The sequence below is a fragment of the Bifidobacterium sp. ESL0728 genome, assembly GCF_029392015.1.
Classification (GTDB): Bacteria; Actinomycetota; Actinomycetes; order Actinomycetales; family Bifidobacteriaceae; genus Bifidobacterium.
On sequence record NZ_CP113925.1, the window covers coordinates 2,389,970 to 2,409,657 of the forward strand.

At 50.6% G+C, this 19,688-nt stretch carries 13 protein-coding genes; 7 read left to right on the forward strand and 6 right to left on the reverse strand.

Annotated features, from left to right (window positions below; translation table 11 throughout):
- Nucleotides 1–20: 20 nt before the first annotated feature.
- From OZX67_RS08945 to pgl, 5 genes are all read left to right on the forward strand, one after another.
- Nucleotides 21–2,216, forward strand: coding sequence for a hypothetical protein (locus OZX67_RS08945; protein WP_277142732.1), 2,196 nt, complete (start codon nucleotides 21–23; stop codon nucleotides 2,214–2,216).
- Entirely contained in the window at nucleotides 2,209–3,345 is a 1,137-nt protein-coding gene (locus OZX67_RS08950) for a hypothetical protein (RefSeq protein WP_277142734.1), read from the forward strand. The genes OZX67_RS08945 and OZX67_RS08950 overlap by 8 nt, the downstream gene beginning before the upstream one ends.
- A gap of 80 nt (nucleotides 3,346–3,425) precedes the next feature.
- Nucleotides 3,426–4,964 carry a glucose-6-phosphate dehydrogenase gene (gene zwf, locus OZX67_RS08955; protein ID WP_277142736.1) on the forward strand — a complete coding sequence of 513 codons (1,539 nt, stop codon included), beginning with the start codon at nucleotides 3,426–3,428 and terminating at the stop codon, nucleotides 4,962–4,964.
- Complete coding sequence (locus OZX67_RS08960; protein ID WP_277142738.1) at nucleotides 4,961–5,935, forward strand: glucose-6-phosphate dehydrogenase assembly protein OpcA; 975 nt, start codon at nucleotides 4,961–4,963, stop codon at nucleotides 5,933–5,935. The genes zwf and OZX67_RS08960 overlap by 4 nt, the downstream gene beginning before the upstream one ends.
- A 99-nt stretch (nucleotides 5,936–6,034) precedes the next feature.
- Complete coding sequence (gene pgl, locus OZX67_RS08965; protein ID WP_277142740.1) at nucleotides 6,035–6,955, forward strand: 6-phosphogluconolactonase; 921 nt, start codon at nucleotides 6,035–6,037, stop codon at nucleotides 6,953–6,955.
- Nucleotides 6,956–7,290: 335 nt separating this feature from the next.
- Here the strand turns inward: pgl and gndA are convergent, their stop codons facing one another.
- A complete protein-coding gene (gene gndA, locus OZX67_RS08970) occupies nucleotides 7,291–8,751 on the reverse strand; it encodes an NADP-dependent phosphogluconate dehydrogenase (protein ID WP_277142743.1) in 1,461 nt (486 codons plus the stop codon).
- A gap of 264 nt (nucleotides 8,752–9,015) precedes the next feature.
- Entirely contained in the window at nucleotides 9,016–9,915 is a 900-nt protein-coding gene (locus OZX67_RS08975) for a tyrosine-protein phosphatase (RefSeq protein ID WP_277142744.1), read from the reverse strand.
- 271 nt (nucleotides 9,916–10,186) lie between these two features.
- Here OZX67_RS08975 and OZX67_RS08980 point away from each other — a divergent pair, with 271 nt between their 5' ends.
- Nucleotides 10,187–11,029 (forward strand): alpha/beta hydrolase, encoded by an 843-nt coding sequence (locus OZX67_RS08980; RefSeq protein ID WP_277142746.1) that lies wholly within the window; start codon nucleotides 10,187–10,189, stop codon nucleotides 11,027–11,029.
- A gap of 92 nt (nucleotides 11,030–11,121) precedes the next feature.
- On the opposite strand, the gene OZX67_RS08985 is transcribed toward OZX67_RS08980, so the two are convergent.
- From OZX67_RS08985 to OZX67_RS08995, 3 genes are all read right to left on the reverse strand, one after another.
- Entirely contained in the window at nucleotides 11,122–12,465 is a 1,344-nt protein-coding gene (locus OZX67_RS08985) for an ABC transporter substrate-binding protein (protein ID WP_277142748.1), read from the reverse strand.
- A 482-nt stretch (nucleotides 12,466–12,947) separates the two neighbouring features.
- Nucleotides 12,948–15,062, reverse strand: coding sequence for a sugar-binding domain-containing protein (locus OZX67_RS08990; RefSeq protein ID WP_277142751.1), 2,115 nt, complete (start codon nucleotides 15,060–15,062; stop codon nucleotides 12,948–12,950).
- Between the two features lie 234 nt (nucleotides 15,063–15,296).
- On the reverse strand, nucleotides 15,297–16,640 hold the full coding sequence (locus OZX67_RS08995; RefSeq protein ID WP_277142752.1) for an ABC transporter substrate-binding protein: 1,344 nt from the start codon (nucleotides 16,638–16,640) through the stop codon (nucleotides 15,297–15,299).
- 325 nt (nucleotides 16,641–16,965) lie between these two features.
- Between OZX67_RS08995 and OZX67_RS09000 the strand changes: the two genes are divergently transcribed.
- Nucleotides 16,966–18,000, forward strand: coding sequence for a LacI family DNA-binding transcriptional regulator (locus OZX67_RS09000; RefSeq protein ID WP_277142754.1), 1,035 nt, complete (start codon nucleotides 16,966–16,968; stop codon nucleotides 17,998–18,000).
- A gap of 227 nt (nucleotides 18,001–18,227) precedes the next feature.
- Here the strand turns inward: OZX67_RS09000 and OZX67_RS09005 are convergent, their stop codons facing one another.
- Nucleotides 18,228–19,553 carry an ABC transporter substrate-binding protein gene (locus OZX67_RS09005; RefSeq protein WP_277142756.1) on the reverse strand — a complete coding sequence of 442 codons (1,326 nt, stop codon included), beginning with the start codon at nucleotides 19,551–19,553 and terminating at the stop codon, nucleotides 18,228–18,230.
- Nucleotides 19,554–19,688 lie beyond the last annotated feature (135 nt).

Sequence of the window (19,688 nt, forward strand, 5' to 3'; positions counted from 1 at the left end):
GAAATCAGAGAAGAGGCCCGATGATTCAGCCAAGTTTGTCAATCAAAGATACAGTATTTTTGGTAATAATTGTCATACTAGTTGCCTTAGGCTTCTTGTTGGCCCATAAGTACTCTACTTATTCAAAAATGAATCAATCAGAAAATACATCATTTTTAGCACATTTCTGGTTCTCAACACACTCCTGGTTTCATAACCATTGGAACAACGTGGTAAAGCGTTTCCATGACTACACGCGATATAGACGAGAAGACTATCAAGAAAACTCTTCAGACAATAACCATAATGACAACGAACTTTACAGTTTGACTCCCGAGTACAGACCTGAAGAACATAAAATATATGTCAAGTATCTTGTAGACGCCTTAGAGGATAACCGGAATCATAACATCGCTCTTTCTGGCATCTACGGCTCTGGCAAAAGTAGCATTCTGGATGGTCTGCGACATGATTCTATTTGGGGCAAACATACATTTACGATTTCCTTATTAGCGACATTGGCTTCGCAGAAAAACGAAGAGAGCGGTGGCAAACCAAAACCAGATTCTGGCAATCAGACAAGCGATAAAAATGGCGACGACCACGAAAAAAAAGATGAAACAGATTCAGCCGCTAACAAGGGAATCAACATAAATATATATCCACAAAACGCCGAGGCGGCGACAGAGAAGCCACATACCAAAAACCAAAATCATGAAATTCAACGAGCTATAGTCAAACAGCTCATTTTTGCAAACAAACCGACCAGAGCTCGTCAATCGCGATATGCTCTCACACATAAATCAAGCTATTCCGATATAGCCTTAAAGTCATTCTTCATTGCACTTTTGGCGATGACAATTATTATGACCTTCGTGAAAGAACCCTTCAAAGGGTTTATCCAAACACTTGAACTGCAAGACTCATCTTTAATCAATTTCTTCTCAGACCACTTACCAAGTTATCTGAATAATATTTCAATTGGTCAAGCGCTTATAAGTTTTGCACTTTCGTTTATACTTTGCTTCGCCTTTCTTTATTTTTCGGGGTCGAATTTCCATCTTTCAACAATAAGCATTGGGAAAACCACCATCGATTTCAACAACCAGCAAAGTTATCTTTTCAAAGACTCCTTTGATGAGATCATCTACTTTTTTGAAACAAATCCTAAAGACAGCGTCATCATTTTCGAAGATTTAGATCGGTTCGATAATCCTGAGATTTTTTATGAGTTACATGAGCTCAATACGATACTTAATAAGGCGCCTACAATTCATCAGACAGTTCGTTTTATTTACGCGACTAAAGATAGTATTTTCGATGACCCGAGCCAGAATTCCGGAGAAGAACAACCCGGAATCAATGAATCAAAATTCTTTGATTCAATTATTCATGTAATTCCTTTCTTGTCGATTACGAATGCATTCGAATATGAAAAGGGACTTTTTAAAGATATTTGGAACAAACAAGATGTCCAAAATGTATTAATAATTTTAAATAAATATTTGTACGACATGCGATTGCTGAAGGAAATAGCCAACAACTATCACCTTACGGCAACATTATTTGGTACAACCTTTCCAGAAGGCAGAGAAGCTAAATTCCTAGCGATAATTGCATACCAAATCTTTTATCCTCATGATGCCGAACAAATTATATCTGGACACAGTAAACTTGGGGAGATTTTTAATTATTATCATGCCATTGTCAAATATTCTGAGGCAATACTAGAACGACAAAAATTAAATGATGATTTTAGAACCATTCTCGATCATAAGAATTTACCATTGTCGCCAATTGGGCAAGATAAGGATCCGACTAGCCTTGAAGCTTTTATCAATCACTGTTTTGGACTGGATGAGGACGAAACTAATCTTGCTAAGGACTTGCTCGAGGCAGGACATATCGACGAAAACTTCGATTTTTACACTTTCAGAACAACTGATACAGGAAATCTGAAAGGCATCAAATTTATACGGGATGTTCTCAATAAACCAAATGGTTTTGATCCTGATTTTCAGCTTGATCCAGACGATCTGAATGATCTGTGGTTCCAAAGAAATTGGAACAACTGCCAAACTGTAGCAATTTTCAATTTTGATATTCTCGAATTTATTTTAAACCAACTGGCTAAAGATGATGATTCGGAAGAAGAAAAATACGAAAAAATGCTCAATCATATTTTAGGAAAGATTAACGAGCAGTATGATAACAAGGAGAACGAGCAGTATGACTGATGATAAATCCGGCAGAAAATTTTTACTGGACTTTTTATTGAATCCATCGATTGAGAATGAACCCAAACTCGATCTAATCGAAAAATTTGCAGACTATTCTCATTGCTTTGAAATCGTTCAAGATTTCGAAGATCAAAGTGAAGACCTTAAAAGCCGAGTCACCATTACAACAAAAGATTTGCTCATTGCTGCGCTGAAATCAGGCTCAGAAGCCTCTTATACCACCTCATCTCAAGAGAATATTGTAAATTTAGTCAACTCGTTTTGGAAAGAAATAGAAAACAATCAGGATAAAGCTGAAATAGAAGACCATATCAAACATATCTATGCCGGAGAAAATAAGATCCAAACTTTTGATGCATCTTGGGATAAAGATTTTTATCTTTTCTTAATAAGGAATAATCTAATAGAGCTAAACAGAAATATCATTCTCACTCTCGCTAGACAGGACAATTCTCTCATCAAAAAAGAGAGAGGCTATTCCTTCCATGATGAGGAACTCATCTCCTTGGATTTTTTCTACTACACATTCAAAGCAATTAAATCCCAAACTTATGATGCAATCCGACATGATTTACCCGCATATGCTTCATGTCTGGAGACTGACGACGATTATGCATTCTGTACCCTTTTTATAAGTTACTCTGGGCAGAAAACTCAAGTACTTGCTAATCTTTATGAAGATCTTGCTCAGACTGAAGACGCAAACGTCACTGTTGATCATCTACTCGACCATAAAACTTATGATTATAGAATCAGTTTCAAACTTTTACTTGATGAACTAATTAAAAGAGAGCAGAATTCAAAAGAAAATCTAGCAAAAAACAGAACAACCTTTTTGAATGCACTTTTTAAGCATCAAATGCTTTCCCGGTCTTTCGAGGGGATAGAAGAATATTGTACTCTTATTGACAGCAAGGATCTTGACTATATCAAAGAGAGTGACCTAGCAACTTCTCTGGTTGACACCGCTGTCAAAAATAAAATAAAAATTACTCAAGACGATTACAATAAAATCGCACCATACCTCATTTCATTCCAAAAAATCAACAAGGCTTCAAAGCAAACGTTAGAAAAACTAGATAAATACGCTTCCAAGAAAAAACTACAAGCCTGGCTACCAAATTAATTGTGATTCGCACGACAAAGACGGGCACGGCATCAGTTTTACGCTGATTGATACGGGAGTTACCACTACACTTAAGCGGTATGAATGAACAAAAAACTTGGGTGAACCCTCTGCGCGACCCGCGAGACCTACGGCTGCCGCGCATTGCCGGACCCTGCAGCCTGGTGATTTTCGGCGTCACCGGCGATCTGGCGAAAAAGAAACTGCAGCCGGCCATATATGACTTGGCCAATCGTGGCCTTCTGCCGCCAAGCTTCGGCCTCATCGGTTTCGGCCGTCGCCCGTGGAGCAACGAGGAATTCGCCAACTTTGTCAAGGAAAACGTAAAGGCCCGCTGCCGCACACCGTTCCGCGAATCGACCTGGACGAATCTCGCCAAAGGCATCCGCTTCGTGCAGGGCACGTTCGACGACAAGGCGGCTTTCGAGCGCTTGAGCCAAACGGTCAAGGAACTCGACCGCGACCGTGGAACCCGTGGTAACCACGCGTTCTACATGTCCGTGCCGCCGAGCGCCTTCCCCATCGTCTCCAAGCAACTCGCCGATTCCGGGCTGGCAAAGTCCAACAACGATGCCTGGCGCCGTGTGATCATCGAGAAGCCGTTCGGCCACGACCTTCAAAGCGCAAAGGAACTCGACCGCGTCGTCTCCGAGGTCTTCGACCCGAGCTCGGTCTTCCGCATTGACCACTACTTGGGCAAGGAAACCGTGCAGAACATGCTGGCGCTGCGGTTCGCCAACTCCATGTTCGAGCCGATCTGGAACTCCAACTACGTCGACCACGTGCAGATCACGATGGCCGAGGACATGGGCATCGGCGGTCGCGCGGGTTATTACGACGGCATCGGCGCCGCACGCGACGTAATACAGAATCATTTGCTGCAGCTGATGGCCCTGACCGCGATGGAAGAGCCGGTGAGCTTCGCAGCCTCCGACCTTACTGCCGAAAAAACGAAAGTGCTTTCCGCCGTCCGCCTGCCTGGTGACCTTGGCGCCTATACCGCCCGTGGCCAGTACGCCGCCGGGTGGCAGGGCTCCGAGGAAGTCTGCGGCTACCTCGACGAAAAGGGCATCGACAAATCCAGCGTCACCGAGACTTATGCGGCCATCACGCTTGACGTCGATACACGCCGCTGGGCTGGAGTGCCGTTCTACCTGCGCACCGGCAAGCGCCTAGGCAAGCGCGTCACGGAAATAGCCGTGGTCTTCAAGCGCGCCCCGCATCTGCCCTTCGAGCAGACCGCAGTGCGCGAACTCGGCAACAATGCCATCGTCATCCGCGTGCAGCCCAACGAAGGCGTCACCATGCGCTTCGGCGCGAAGGTGCCAGGCGCCACCGCCATGGAAGTCCGCGATGTGTCGATGGACTTCAGCTACGGCCAAAGCTTCACCGAAAACTCGCCCGAGGCTTACGAACGCTTGATTTTGGACGTGCTACTCGGCGATCCGCCACTTTTCCCGACCACCAAAGAGGTCGATTTGAGCTGGCAGATTCTCGACCCGATCGAGGAATACTGGGCCACGCTCGGCCAGCCGCAGCCCTACCGCGCCGGCACTTGGGGACCGAAGGAAGCTGACGAAATGCTTGAGCGCGATGGACGCCATTGGAGGATGCCATGATTATCAAAATGCCCGATACCGAGACCAGCGCCATCGCGCGCAAAATCGACGAGCTGCACCAGGAGCGCGGCGAGGCGGGTAACGACCGCGTCCTGACGCTCATCATCTCGACAGACGAGCAAGAGCTCGAGAATGCTTTGAGAATCGCCAATTCCGCAGGCCGCGAGCACCCGTGCCGTGTCATCGCCATCGTGCCGAACAGCAAGGAACTGCCCTTCTGCGACGTTGACAAGGAGCCGGACTGCTACGTCACCGATTCCGGCGACGTCGAAACCGACCTTGACGCGCAGGTTCGCTTCGGCGCGGACGCCGGGGCAGGCGAAGTCATCATCCTGCGGCCGCGCGGCGGGCTTTGCCAGCACACGGACACGTTGGTCATGCCTCTGCTGGTGCCCGATGCCCCGGTCGTCACTTGGTGGCCAACCAATCCGCCGGTCAATCCGTCGAAGGACCCGCTTGGTGCCATGGCCGGAAGCCGTATTACAGATGCACTGCGTTCCAAAAAACTGGACAAGACCTTTGCCGAGCTTCGCGCCAATTGGGAACCGAAGGACGTCGACTTCTCGTGGACACGCCTGACCACTTGGCGTGCGATGCTGGCCACCACCATCGACCAGCCGCCGCATCTGCCGATTGAGTCCGTCAGGGTCAGCGGTCAACCCGATTACTTGCCGCTTAAGTTGCTTGCGGCGTGGCTTGCTCTGGCGCTGAAAGTACCGGTGGAGCTGGGTTATGTCACCGGTGCCGAAGCCATTACCGGAGTGTACCTGAAACGTTCGGACGGCGTGATTTCAATGGAACGGCCGGATTCGCGCGAAGCCGTGATCAGCCAGCCCGGCCAAGCGCCACAACGCGTGTCCATGCCGTTGCGTTCGCTTGAGGACTGCCTGAGCGAAGAACTGCGCCGCATCGACCCGGACGAAGTCTATGCCGACGTGATCCGCAAGGGCTGGGATATGATTCAAGACTGAGCCGAAGCACAAGTCGGTAGATAGCTTTTTAAGATTGGCGGAAAATAGCCATTCCGGAAAATCCATCTACCGACTTGTGCGTAATAGAGTGGAGAAATTATGGTTAATCGAAAACTGGAAGTGTATAAGGACGCGGAAACCGTGGCCCAGGCCGCGGCACAACGCACGCTCCTCGCCATTTTGGACGGGCTGAGCGAATGGCGTGCAGCCGATCCTGATACTGGAAATACGGATTCAGCGACACTACACACAACGAACCAGTCCAAACAAGCCGATTCTCTCTGTTCCGCGAAATCAGAAAACCAGGCTACACCACAGCCTGCTGCCGTTCGCAGCCGTTACGACGTGGCGCTTACCGGTGGCTCCGACATCCTGCGAGCGCTGACCTACATGGCCTCCAATCCTTTGGCCGATGCCATTGACTGGAATCACGTCCATTTTTGGTGGGGCGACGACCGATTTGTGGCCGCAACCGACGAAGATCGCAGCTCGTATCAGGCTCGCAAACGTTTCCTCGACAAACTGGTAGCTGACGGACGTCTGCCGGAAAACAATATCCACGAGATGGCCGCAGATACGCGTACCCCAGAACAAGTCGCCACTGCCAGCGACGCCGAAAACGACGAGCTGTTGGCCAAAGCAGCCGCCGATTATGAAGCCGAACTCAGGCGCGAGCTCGGCGACGAGCCGACAATGGACCTGCTGATTCTCGGCATGGGCCCAGACGGGCACTTTGCCTCGCTTTTCCCGAACCACAACGGAATCAAGATAACCGACCTGACACGTCTGGTCGTAGGGGACTCGCACTCCCCCAAGATGCCACCGCTGCGTATCTCCATGACCGCTCCGATGCTGGCACGCAGCCGCCGCACCTGGATGCTCACATGCGGAGCCGGCAAGGCCGATGCCACCGCCCACGTCTTCGCCCAACCCAACAACCCCGCCTACCCCGCAAGCTTCGCCACAGGAACCGAGGAGTTTGCTTGGTTTACGACGGCTGATGCTGTGACCGAACTTTAGAAATCCACGGATGAATCGATGTACAGATGCTTGACCTGAACAAATCAGGGTCAAATTAGCTCATGCCAAGCATCTATAAAGATCAACATATAAAAGTGACATCCAATAAAACCAACACTGAAAAACACCAAATGATGAAAAAATAACGCGTCGATGATGAAAATTACACTGCGCTCATTAATTGTAATGCACTATAAAACAAATTTATCATAAATACGATTTGTGCCTCCGCTCCCCAAAAGGAACGGAGGCACAAACGTTACTGACGTTACTAGCCGGCTGAGCTAACCTAGCGAATAATCAGTTAGCCAGGCAAATCAGGCGCCGACAACCAATCAGTCGGACATCTTTTCTTCCGGACGACCCTTCTCGGCCCAGAGGGTGTGGAAGACGCCGGGCTCGTCAACGCGGCCATAGGTGTGGGCACCGAAGTAATCACGCTGAGCCTGGATGATGGTGGCGGGCAGGCGCTTGGAACGCAGAGCATCGTAGTAGGAAAGCGAAGTCGAGAAGACCGGAGCGGGGATACCGCAGGTCACAGCCTTGGCCACAACGCGACGCCAAGAAGCCTGCGCTTTTTCGATGGCGCTCTTGAAGTACGGGGCGAAGAGCAGCGAAACGTCAGCCTCGCCGGACTCGAACGCGTCGGAAACGACGTTCAGGAACTGGGCACGAATGATGCAGCCACCGCGCCAAATACGCGCAACCGCAGCCAGATCGATCTTCCAATCATATTCCTTGGCGCCGTCGTTGATCTCGTTGAAGCCCTGTGCGTAGGCGACGATCTTGGAGGCGTAAAGCGCCTGACGGATGTCTTCGATGAACGCCTTGCGCTCGTCATCGTTCGCAAACGTAATCTTGCCATCGGGGCCGGCCATATTCTGCTTGGCTGCACCTTCGCGTAGCGCGGTCTGGTCGGAAAGTCCACGAGCGAACACGCCTTCGGCGATGGCGGTGACCGGAGTGCCGAGCTCAAGGGCGGTCTGAACCGTCCAAGTGCCGGTGCCCTTCATACCAGCCTGATCGACGATGACGTCAACCAGCGGCTTGCCGGTCTTCTTGTCCTTTTCGTGCAGCAGGTCGGCGGTGATCTCGATCAGGTAGGAATTGAGCTCGGTCTTGTCCCAAGCCTCGAACACGTCGCCGATCTCATCAGGGGTCATGCCCATGCCGCGACGCATGAGGTCGTAGCTTTCGGCGATGAGCTGCATGTCGGCGTACTCAATGCCGTTATGAACCATCTTGACGAAGTGGCCGGCGCCGTTCTCACCGATGTGGGTGACGCAGGGCTCGCCTTCCGCCTTTGCAGCGATGGACTTCAAGATCGGGCCGAGAGTCTTCCAGGACTCGTCGGTGCCGCCGGGCATGAGGGACGGACCATTGAGCGCGCCCTCTTCGCCGCCGGAAACGCCGCAACCGACGAAGTGCAGGCCGCGAGCGCGGATTTCCTTCTCACGACGGATGGTGTCTTTGAAGTAGGCGTTGCCGCCGTCGACGATGATGTCGCCCGGATCCATGGCATCCGCGAGCGCCTCGATCATGGCGTCGGTCGGGGCTCCGGCCTTGACCAGAATGATGGCCGTGCGCGGCTTGGTGAGCGACGCCACGAACTCGTCGATGGTCTTGGTGGGCACGAATTTGCCCTCGTTGCCATGCTCCTTCATGAGCTTTTCGGTGCGCTCATAGTGACGATTGTAAAGCGCCACGGTATTGCCATGATGCGCAAGGTTCCTTGCGAGGTTCGAACCCATGGCCGCCAGACCGACGACTCCAATATTTGCAATAGCTTCCGTCATTGTTCGCCTTTCAATTTGACATTTCTTCGGCGGAGGTGGGCAATCAATCTACCATCTTTCCGGTGCCCTTCATTCCGCCTAAGCTCTTAGTATTTCGGGACTTCGATAAAATCCGAAATCATACCCTCTTAAGTCTATATCCATATGCGTCTACTTGCTCTCAGAAAACGTGCAATGCCCCACATTGCCGCCAATCCACGGCCTGCAAATTCCGGCAACATGGCGATAAACCGTTATCTGTTCTTGTTATTTTGCATATTCTGCTTATTCCACAAACAACGCACGCAGACCGGCCACCTCATCTGCGCTCATGCCGTTTTGCAGGCAATATTGCTCGACTGTGCCATATTCATCCTTGATGCCGGAAAGCACGCCGCGCATCAGTTCCGGCGGCGAGGCGAGCATCGCGGTCTGCGCGGCAGTGATTTGGCCGACGCCATTTTCGTCGTTGGTAAGACCTTTCAGCACGGCTTTCTTGAATGCCGCGCCGAGATTCGCGCCGGATTGCGCATAGCAGGAAACCACCATGTCATCGCTCACACCGAGCAAGCTCATCAGAATGCCTGCGGTAATGCCGGTGCGGTCCTTGCCGGCAGTGCAATGGATCAGCATCGGGTGGCCGTTGTCTTTCAGCAGCTTTTGCAGGATGAGCACGATCTGCTCGGCCGAACCGAAAACAATATCGTGATACATTTCGGCCATATCGATGCCTTTGGCCACCTCTTTCATGCCGCCCTGCTCGGTCACGGTGGTCTTCAGAAGCGGGACACGATCGACATGAATGTCGTCGGGAACCGTATAGGGCCATTGCTCGACCTCCAGCGGGTCACGCAGGTCCACGACTTCCTTGATATTGAGGCGACGCAGATCGTCGACGCCATGCTTGCCCAGAAAATTGAGACCTGCCGTACGGAAGAAAAGCCCGTCACGCAACTTGTGGCCGTCCTGCGTCGGGTAGCCGCCGATGCCGCGGGAATTGGGGACGCCGTCGATTTCGACACCGGCTCCGTCTCCGTCGGGGCGGTAGTCGAGGTAGCCGGTAGCGTTAATATCGCTGGTACCGCCAATGTCGCCAGTACCGCTAATGCCGCCTGGCGTATCAGCGCCGGCTTCGTTGGAAACCGATCCGTTGTCGGATGCTGCTTGCGTTTGCGAGCTTGCCATAAGGTCCTTCTTTCGTGGCTGTTGCCTGTCTAATCGCATGGCCTTCCCGCGCTTGAACTGCCGATAAAGCCTTTATATTTTATATTTATAGTCAATAACGCAACAAGTCTACCCATAATCCTTGGATACGTCTGACAGCCACCAAAATATGAGCTGAATTCAAGCCACTTAAGCAATATCGGACGACGACACCATAATTATGAATTAGACGGCACGCGCTCCAATGCGCGCGACACTGGAAAGACGATATTACTAAGAAGGTTGAGAAACAATGCAGTACATCAACACGACCATTGACGGTATCGACGGCAGCAAAGCCGATTTCAGCGTTTACTCCATTGACAACAGTCAAGAGATAGATCCGCAGCGCCGGCGGCCCACCGTGCTCGTAATTCCTGGTGGCGGGTACGCATTTACCAGCGACCGGGAGGCGGAGCCCATTGCGCTTAAAATTTTGGGAGCAGGCTACAATGCCGCAATTCTGCGATATTCCTGCGCACCGTCTGTTTACCCCACCGCCTTACTTGAAGCTGCGGAAGCCATGAAATTATTGCGAACAAACGCAGAAGTCTGGCACATCAATCCAGACTCCATCATTGCCGCCGGGTTCTCGGCGGGTGGCCATCTCGCCGGCAATCTGGCGACGACGGCAGGTGACGAAACGATGCGTTCCCACGGCTATGATCCGGATACGGTACGACCGAACGGGCTGATGCTCGGCTATGCCGTGACCACTTCCGGCAAGTTTGCCCACAGAGACAGCTTCGTCAAACTGCTCGGTACTAAAAACAAGGACGATGCCAAGCTGCTCGAAGAAGTCTCCATCGACAAACACATCGACGCCAAGACCCCGCCGACTTTCATCTGGCATACCGTTTCGGATGAGACGGTGCCCGTGCAAGGCGCAATGATGACTTTCGCCGCTTGCGTGCGTGCCGGGGTAAGCGTTGAAGCCCACTTCTTCCCCACCGGTCATCACGGCCTTTCGCTGGCGAGTGCAGAAGCGGCAGCAGCCGGCGACGACCAGGGAATCGACGAAGGCGTGCAACAATGGATGCCACTATTCTTGAGCTGGATCAAGCGGAACTTTGGCGAACAGGAAACCAAAGCCTAAAGTAAATCGGCAGCCATGGAAATGAATGAGCGCCGGCAGATATATGAATCGGTCGGCGCTTTTGAAGATTCTCGACTGGCTAGATCACTACCTCATTGCTTTGCGGCAGCGGTCTGATATTCCTTGGCCCAGTTGTCAACGTAGGCCGTCTTGACCTTGTCCCACGAACTGGTACCTTGAGAATACTCAAGCAACGCATTGGACATATCGGTCTTCCATTCCTCGCTGGGAATATAGACGAAGTCCCAAGCCACGTTCTTTTTGCCGGCCTTGGCGTAGGCGTCGGAAGCCTTCATGATCGGGTTACCACTGTCGTACTTGCCGGTAAAGGTCTTGAACTGGGTGGTGAAGCCCATCGTCTTCGACCACGTCTTACGGCCGGTGTCCGAAGTAATCAGCCACTTCAGGAAGTCCTTCGTAGCCTTCTGAGCCTTCGGGCTCGCCTTCTTATTGATGCACCAGAAGGTCTCGGAACCGGTGGCCATGCCATGATCGCTCTCACCGTCAATACCGGTATAAATCGGGATGGCACCGATCTGATCGGCCTTCATACCGCCCTGCACCAGATCAGGCCAAGACCACGAACCATTCTGGAAGAACACCGCATCCCCGGCAGTCAGATCATCAACCGCGTCATTCATGGTCTTGCCGCTCAGCTCACTGGTAGCGGTCGTGGAATCCTTCAGGTAGAGATCGGTGATCTGCTTGAGTTGTGGCAGATAGGTACCCTTGATTGTTTCGGGCTGCTTGGTTATGTTGTCCTTCTCGAACTCATAAGCGAGCGGGATGTTGGAAAGGTGAATATTCCAACGCCAGGTCGTGGAGCTATCGAAGCCCATCGAGGTGAACGCGCCTTTGACACCAATCTTGTCCTTGTTGGCCTGAATCTCGTCGGCCACCGTCTTCAGGGTCTTGAAATCCTTGATGCCCTTCACGCTCTTGATGCTGGCGCCTGGCATATCGAAGTACTTCTGCAGCAGATCCTTGCGATAGATAAGACCATAGGTCTCCGTCACCACCGGCACCGCGAGCACCTGCTTACCATCCTGCGAGCGCAAAACCGCGGACTGATCCTTCAACTGCTTGTAAATCTCGGTGTCGCTCATCTCGGCCGCATAAGCCTTCCAGGTATTTAAAACCACCGGCCCCTGAACCTGGAAAAGCGTAGGAGGAGCGCTCTTGGCCAATTCCGACTTCAGCGATTGCTGGTAAGTGCCGGAAGCGGCAGTCTGCACGGTAATGGGGGCACCCGTTTCCTTGGTGTACGCTTTTGCCAAATCTTGTATACTATTGGCAATCTCAGGTTTGTTGTTGAGATAGTAGACACCATCAGCAGCATTCGTATCGCTGCTTTTTGAGCTCGAACCGCAAGCCCCCATACTCGCGCACATAGCCAGCGCAAGCCCGGCAGCCAAAGCCGTATAACCCTTTTTCATGCTTTCCTCCTTGAAATCCTTTCTCCACAATGGCAACATCACCATTGCTGTTCAAAAGAGTAAACGCATTCAAAAAAATTGTCAACTAACGATAAAATTCATCGAATCACATTAAATCAAACTTCGTCTGTATTTTTAAACATCCAATAACAAAATAATTATTTACTTGGAATCGTTTAGAGAACAAACAATTACCCTACTGTTTCGAAACAGCGGCCTTATACTCCTTGGCCGAATTGTTGACGAAGACCGCTTTAATTTTATCTCAAGAACCAGAGCCATACAGCGATGGCCTGTCGATATTTTTCCCAGATAGTTTTCAGAACGCCTTTCCTTGGCCAATAAACTCGAACGGGTTGAAGTAGCCGAGAGCAAGGTGCGACCTTTTGTCGCTGTACCGACAACCAGAAAGAATAAAAATGCGCCTTCATCCCCCAAAATTTTTCAAAATCGATTTTTATAATCAGACTATTTTTTTGAAATTAAATGGAGTAGACTCTCACACCGTATTCATGACTGATATGGGCAGGATGACCCTCCGGATGTTGCGGATGTCCGAAGATGTCCTCATAGCGGTTTTGCGCTATGACCTTCCCGGCTGAATCCTTGACGGTCAACAGACCGTCCCAACGGCCCTCTCCTTTTTCGACCATCAGGTCTTCGACGCCCAAAGCCCCATCGGTACCAAGCATTACCGATTTCCGGCCCTCGATGCGTTCTCCGATCTCCTCGTTCCAAAGACTCCAGGAAATTTCGGCATCCCCAAAGGCAACTTTCCCGTCGTTGACCGCCACCACTCCGGTGACTTTCTCCTTCGTCTGATCGAGGAAGACGCCAACCGGCTGATTGATCATCTCAAGTTCACGGAATGCCGGCTTGGGCAACCCCCACCAATCGAGAACCCCGTAGAAGCTTTGCGGGCACAGGTCAATGAACATGAAATGCACATAGCCCCAGTTGGGCTTGCCTTTCTGGCAACGATAATGCTCAATGTAATACTTCAGCAGACGAAGCTGGTAATGCCGCAGTTCCGGCGCAATGGCTTCCATCTTGGAAATACGCCGACTCAGAGAGCCCAGCTTCCGCAGGTTGCTGAAGTCTCCAGGAGCATCGAACCCGAATTCGGTGTTGAGCTTTTCCTTTGATCCGTCTATGTCCGTATACGGCTCAGGACCATACAACGAACCCACATAGTTATGGCTGTCGCCGCTGGTCGGATCATCGGCGCAGAACGAACCCTTGATTACCGGACGGGTGGAATCGGTTTCGAGAACAGCCTTGTAGATACTGGGGCCGGGACGTACCGACATCGCATATCCGTGCGTCCCGCTTATCGCGTCAGCGCCTCCGGGCTCGTTGAGGCAAATCCAGCAGGCTACACATGGGTGATAGTCAAGTTGCTTGACCGTTCGCACATAAATAGAAGTGAAACGCTCGGCCCATTCCTCGGATTTCGGTTGAGTCCAGTTGTATTCGGAATCCTGGAGGATGGCGATGCCCATACGATCGCAAAGATCGTAGAATTCCTCGTTCTCGACATGCACATGCACTCTGATCGCGTTGAATCCGTCAAGTTTGACGGCCATCAGATCCCGTTCATAACGGGCCTTCGTCATGGCCGACATATAGACATCCGGGAAGTAGGATGTCCCCCGCAAATACAAAGGGGCGCCATTTAGTTTGAAACGCGTGAGATCATCGCTGCGTTCCAGGTCAAACTTACGGAATCCGACCGATTTCTCCAGCACCTTACGGCCGTCGAGGAAAACCCGAACCGAGTAAAGAATCGGCTCACCCAAGTCCCACGTCCACCATAACTGCGGGTCGTCCACCTTGAGCGTGCTTTCAAACTCTCCAGCGGCCGTGGTTTGCTTGCTGGCGACTTTCCGGCCCTCACAATCGGATATCTGGACATTCAAGGATGAAGAGCGCCCTCCAACACACCCGCGTACCGTAAGCAACCCAGACCCGTCCTCTGCGATGGCAGCAGACACACGGGTTCCGCACGCCAAATATGACGGCTCCTTGACTTCGAGCGAAACGGAACCATATATGCCGACGGGATTGACATCTCGGGCAATCAGACCATCCGAATGTTCGTATGTCCCTTTTACTAGGTTACGCTCGACCTGGCTCGTCCTGTTATCGAATTTATCGTCACGAACGTTGCGATCCCAAGGAGATGAAACCTTGACCATCAGGCAGTTGGCCCCGGCTTTTACAACATCGGAGACGTCGAATTCAAAAGGCGCCGAATACCCCTCGTGCTCCCCCAGCAGCACGCCGTTCATCCAAACCTTCGCGTAATAATCAACATGCTCGAACTTCAGGATGCACGGCTTGCCCAACATGTCATCGGCTATGTCAACGACATTTCTGTACCACCACGGAGCCTCATTGAAGTAACGCAAATCACGCCCCCAATAGGGATGCGAGGCGAACAGTAACTGCAGATGCTCAAGACGGGAGATCGGCTCCCATTCTGAAATCTGCGGGCCAATTTTCGTGACATCCGGATCGTCATATAGTTGCAGCCTCTCACCTGTGTCATGGACGTCCTGAAGCACACTCCAACCTTGGGAAATATCAATTCTCATCAGATTTTCCTTACTTTACCGCGCGAACAATTCTACTGAAAACCAATTTATATCAAATTGAAAGCGTTTTCTATATATAATCAAGTCTCATCGAATTTAAATTAAGCAACCGCGAAACTCTTGAAGATTCCATTAAAACGCCTTAATTTTTAATCAGCTTTACTTATGGATGCCCGAACAAAGGTGCCGACGGACATGCATCCGTCGGCACCCGTAGACTATTAGACAGTTACATCACTGTTTTGAAGCAGCGATCTTGTATTCTTTCGTCCAATTCTGGACATAAGCTGCCTTAACTTTATCCCACGAACCGGTGCCCTGAGTATACTCAAGCAGCGCATTTGCGAGGTTATCCCTCCACTGATCACTAGGATCGTAAAGGAAGGCCCAAGCCACGTTCTTCTTGCCAGCCTTCGCGTATGCGTCAGCTGCCTTCATGATCGGGTTGCCGCTATCGTACTTGCCGGTGAAGGTCTTGAACTGCGTAGTGAAGCCCATTGTCTTCGCCCAGGTCTTACGGCCGAGATCGGAAGTGATCAGCCACTTCAAGAAGTCCTTAGTAGCCTTCTGAGCCTTCGGGCTCGCCTTCTTATTGACACACCAGAACGTCTCAGAACCAGTGGCCATACCATGGTCGCTCTCACCATCAATGCCCATGTAAATCGGTAGAACACCGATCTGATCGGCCTTCATGCCGCCCTTCACCAAGTCAGGCCAAGACCACGAACCATTCTGGAAGAACACCGCCTGTCCAGTGGTCAAATCATCTGTTGCGTCGTTCATGGTCTTACTGCTCAACTCGCTAGTTGGCACCGTGGAATCCTTGACGTATAGATCGGTGATCTGCTTGAGCTGCGGCAGATAGGTTCCTTTGATTGTTTCAGGCTGCTTGGTGATGTTGTCCTTCTCGAACTCATAAGCCAGCGGGATACTTTGAAGATGGACATTCCAACGCCAGTTCGTAGAAGCATCAAAGCCCATCGAGGTGAATGCACCCTTGAGTCCGAGCTTGTCCTTGTTGGCCTGAATCTCATCGGCTACCGTCTTCAAAGTCTTGAAATCCTTGATACCTTTGACGTTTTTGATGCTTGCACCCGGCATATCAAAGTACTTCTGCAGCAAATCCTTGCGATAGATAAGACCGTAAGTCTCCGTCACGACCGGCACCGCAAGCACATGCTTACCATCCTGCGAGCGCAAAACCGCGGACTGATCCTTCAACTGCTTGTAGAGTTCAGTGTCGCTCATCTCGGCCGCATAAGCCTTCCAGGTATTTAAAACCACCGGCCCCTGAACCTGGAAGAGCGTAGGAGGTTGGCTTTTAGCCAATTCAGACCTGAGCGATTGCTGGTAAGTACCGGAAGCGGCAGTTTCTACAGTAAATGGGACACCTGTTTCTTTGGTATATTCCTTTGCCAGATCTTTCATACTAGTCGCGATCTCAGGCTTGTTATTGAGGTAATAAATGCCGTCACTGGCATCGGAGCTTCCGCCGCTCGAACTCGAACCACAAGCTGCAAGACTTGCACACATCGCCAAAGCAAGTCCAGCGGCAATAATCGATGAACTGTTTCTCATATTTTTCTCCTCAAAATCGTCTTTTCCGTGGCTCCATCACCACTGACGTTTAAAAGACGACGTATAAGAGAGTGTAAACGTATTCATTATATTTGTCAAATAAATGACTAGATATTTTATATATTAGTTTCCACTAATAAAATCACTAGTAAAAGCGACGCCTTGGATTGTGCATTTCGAGCAAACCGCAGTTCTTATCCGTGAACAAACCGCGGTTCTTATCTGGGAAAACAAAAATAATTTAAGGGAAAAACAAGCTTCTTAAAGTAACCTCCCCGAGATATCCTATATATAATATTGAATTTTTATTGAGTTCGGAGGCAAGATGCAAGCCAACATTGAGGATGTCGCTAAGCTTGCTGGCGTTTCTATTGCAACCGTTTCCAGAACATTCAGGCACCCCGATCTTGTGGCTTCGAAGACGAGAGAGAAAGTTACTTCCGCTGCAAAAGAATTGAATTTTTCCATTTCACGTTCAGCTTCGATTTTCCAGACCGGACAAACCTATCGCATAGCTTTGCTCAATAATGATCGTTCATCAACCTGGTTCAACGCCCAAGTCTATGACGGCCTCAACATGGTATTCCAACCGGCTGGTTACGACATCGCCTTTTACCAGATCCTCACTAGCGAAGAACGCGATCAATTCTTTGAAAATCTGCCAATTCGCCGCAATGTTGATGCTGTAGTTGTCGCTTCCATCAATATCAGCAATGATGAAGCATCTCGTTTACTAAGTATGAGCGTCCCCATTGCAGGCATCAATGCCATACCCGAGGATGCGTTTTCCTTATCAATATCAATAAACGATGAAGAGGCAACCCGTTTAATCACACGCTACCTTATATCAATCGGACATACAGATCTAGTATTCCTCACCTTCGCCTCCACCGAAACTGTAGGTACTTTACGTTTCAGTGCAAATCTAAGAGTGCAGGGCTTCAAAAAAGCCTGCAAAGCGGCTGGAGTTAATCCTGTTGTCATCGATATCCGCAATGATGAGCACCTGGTCGACAATGCTTTGGCAAAGTTATTCGCCCTTGACCATCTTCCGACGGCGATATGCTGCCAACAAGATTCACTCGCGTTACCTCTGATAGCGCGTTTACAACAATTCGGCTATCGTATTCCGGAAGACATTTCCATCACGGGATTCGACGATATCGACTATGCTTCACAAATGGGGTTGACGACAGTGCATCAGGATCCAAAAGAAATGGGATCCACCATTGCAAAACGTATACTTCAGCTTCTCAACGGTGAAAAAGTCTCAGTCGAACATGAAACATTGGACTCGCAGATCATATTCCGCAGCTCCACCGCTCCGCCACGGATAGCGACCAAACAACAAAAAACATAGCTGGATATACAAAGTCGCAAGAGAACTTCCGTCCTCACCTACTTAATTTTTGCATTGCTTTACCTTCGCTACAGACTCGTTTCTCTATGCATCTGCCCGAAAACAGAAATGTGGGTAGGATTCATGCCGTATGGCACAATATCCTACCCACCCGAAAGAAATAATTCGCGAGCGGCGGCGAAACAATCCAATTCTAGAAGATCAAATCCGCCACCGCTTAAAGGCGATTACTTCTTGTGGTTGACTGTCTTGTACTCGGTCGCCCAACCGTTGACGAACGCGGTCTTGACCTTGTCCCACTTGCTGGTACCTTGTGCATACTCAAGCAAAGCGTCGGACATGCCGTTCTTCCACTGCTGAGTAGGCAGCGGGTAGATCACGGTCTCGTAGTCGCCGGCCCTGGCGTAAGCGTCGTTGGCGCGGTGAATCGGGTTCTTGCTCTTGAATCCTGCAGCGGCATAGGACTTGAACGGGGTCTCGAAGCCCATCTCGTCAGTGATGATTTTGCGGGCCGAGTTGTTCTTGAGCATGTAGTCCAGGAACTGCTTGGTGGCCTTCTTATCGGCCTCGGAGGAGTTCTTGTTCATGGCAAAGTACATGAAGCTGACCGTCAGGCCCTGCTTCTCCTCGCCAGGAACACCGATGTAGATCGGCAGCACGCCCATGTCCTTGTCAGCGACCTTCTGGCCCTTGAGCTGCGGGTACGACCAAGTGCCGTTCTGGATGAAGGCAGCCTCTCCGAGCGCGAACTCGGAGTTGGAATCGTCCATCGTCGCTCCGGAAAGCTGCGAAGGAGCTACCGTGGAATCCTTGATGTAGAGGTCGAAGAGGTTCTGCATACCGGGCAGGTACTTGCCGGTCACGGTCGGAGGCTCAACGGTGGTGTTCTGATCCTTGTATTCGTAGTACACCGGGATGTGCGCGAGCTGATCGCCGAAGCGGCCGCTGGAGCTGGAATCGAAGCCTGCGGACGAGAAGGCGCCCTTCAGTCCCAGATCGCCCTTATGCTTCTGAATTTCGTCGGCAACCGTCTTCAGCGCCTTGAAATTGTTGACCTTGTCGATGGACTTGATGGTTGACCAATCGGCATCGAAGTACTTCTTGAGGATTGCCTTGTTGTAGATGATGCCGTAGCGCTCCATGACGTAAGGAACCGCGCCGACCTTGTCGCCGGCCTTCATGGCATAATCGGACTTTTCGAGATCCTTGTACATGTTCGTGTCAGACATGTCCTCGTAATAATCTCTCCAGTTGTCGAAGTCGTTGTTGTCGACATCGAACATCGTCGGCGCCTCGGACTTGGCCAGCTCGCTCTTCAGCGTCTGGTCGGCGGATCCGGAGGAAGCCACAGATACATCCACAGGAATACCGGTTTCCTTGGTGAAGTTCTTGGCGATTTCCTTGAACTGATCCTGCTGCTCAGGCTTGGCACTCAAATAGTACACATGACCCTTGCTTGAGCTGGAACTCGAGCTTCCGCACGCCCCCAGCATTCCCAACGACATCGCCGCAGCACTAGCTATGGCGATTACCTTTGTGACTCGTTTCATCATTGCCTCCAATGACTCTTACTTCTTTTTACTTCTTTGTAATTAGCATTCACCGGTTCAGATGGGTGTCAACCACCCAAACCAGTGAATTACAATTAAGCGCTTAAGCAGAAAGATAAACTTGCTGCCTAATCGGTG

Coding starts and splice junctions, on each gene's coding strand:
- OZX67_RS08945 (WP_277142732.1), top strand. CDS start 21: ATGATTCAGCCAAGTTTGTCAATCAAAGATACAGTATTTTTGGTAATA.
- OZX67_RS08950 (WP_277142734.1), top strand. CDS start 2,209: ATGACTGATGATAAATCCGGCAGAAAATTTTTACTGGACTTTTTATTG.
- zwf (WP_277142736.1), top strand. CDS start 3,426: ATGAATGAACAAAAAACTTGGGTGAACCCTCTGCGCGACCCGCGAGAC.
- OZX67_RS08960 (WP_277142738.1), top strand. CDS start 4,961: ATGATTATCAAAATGCCCGATACCGAGACCAGCGCCATCGCGCGCAAA.
- pgl (WP_277142740.1), top strand. CDS start 6,035: ATGGTTAATCGAAAACTGGAAGTGTATAAGGACGCGGAAACCGTGGCC.
- gndA (WP_277142743.1), bottom strand. CDS start 8,751: ATGACGGAAGCTATTGCAAATATTGGAGTCGTCGGTCTGGCGGCCATG.
- OZX67_RS08975 (WP_277142744.1), bottom strand. CDS start 9,915: ATGGCAAGCTCGCAAACGCAAGCAGCATCCGACAACGGATCGGTTTCC.
- OZX67_RS08980 (WP_277142746.1), top strand. CDS start 10,187: ATGCAGTACATCAACACGACCATTGACGGTATCGACGGCAGCAAAGCC.
- OZX67_RS08985 (WP_277142748.1), bottom strand. CDS start 12,465: ATGAAAAAGGGTTATACGGCTTTGGCTGCCGGGCTTGCGCTGGCTATG.
- OZX67_RS08990 (WP_277142751.1), bottom strand. CDS start 15,062: ATGAGAATTGATATTTCCCAAGGTTGGAGTGTGCTTCAGGACGTCCAT.
- OZX67_RS08995 (WP_277142752.1), bottom strand. CDS start 16,640: ATGAGAAACAGTTCATCGATTATTGCCGCTGGACTTGCTTTGGCGATG.
- OZX67_RS09000 (WP_277142754.1), top strand. CDS start 16,966: ATGCAAGCCAACATTGAGGATGTCGCTAAGCTTGCTGGCGTTTCTATT.
- OZX67_RS09005 (WP_277142756.1), bottom strand. CDS start 19,553: ATGATGAAACGAGTCACAAAGGTAATCGCCATAGCTAGTGCTGCGGCG.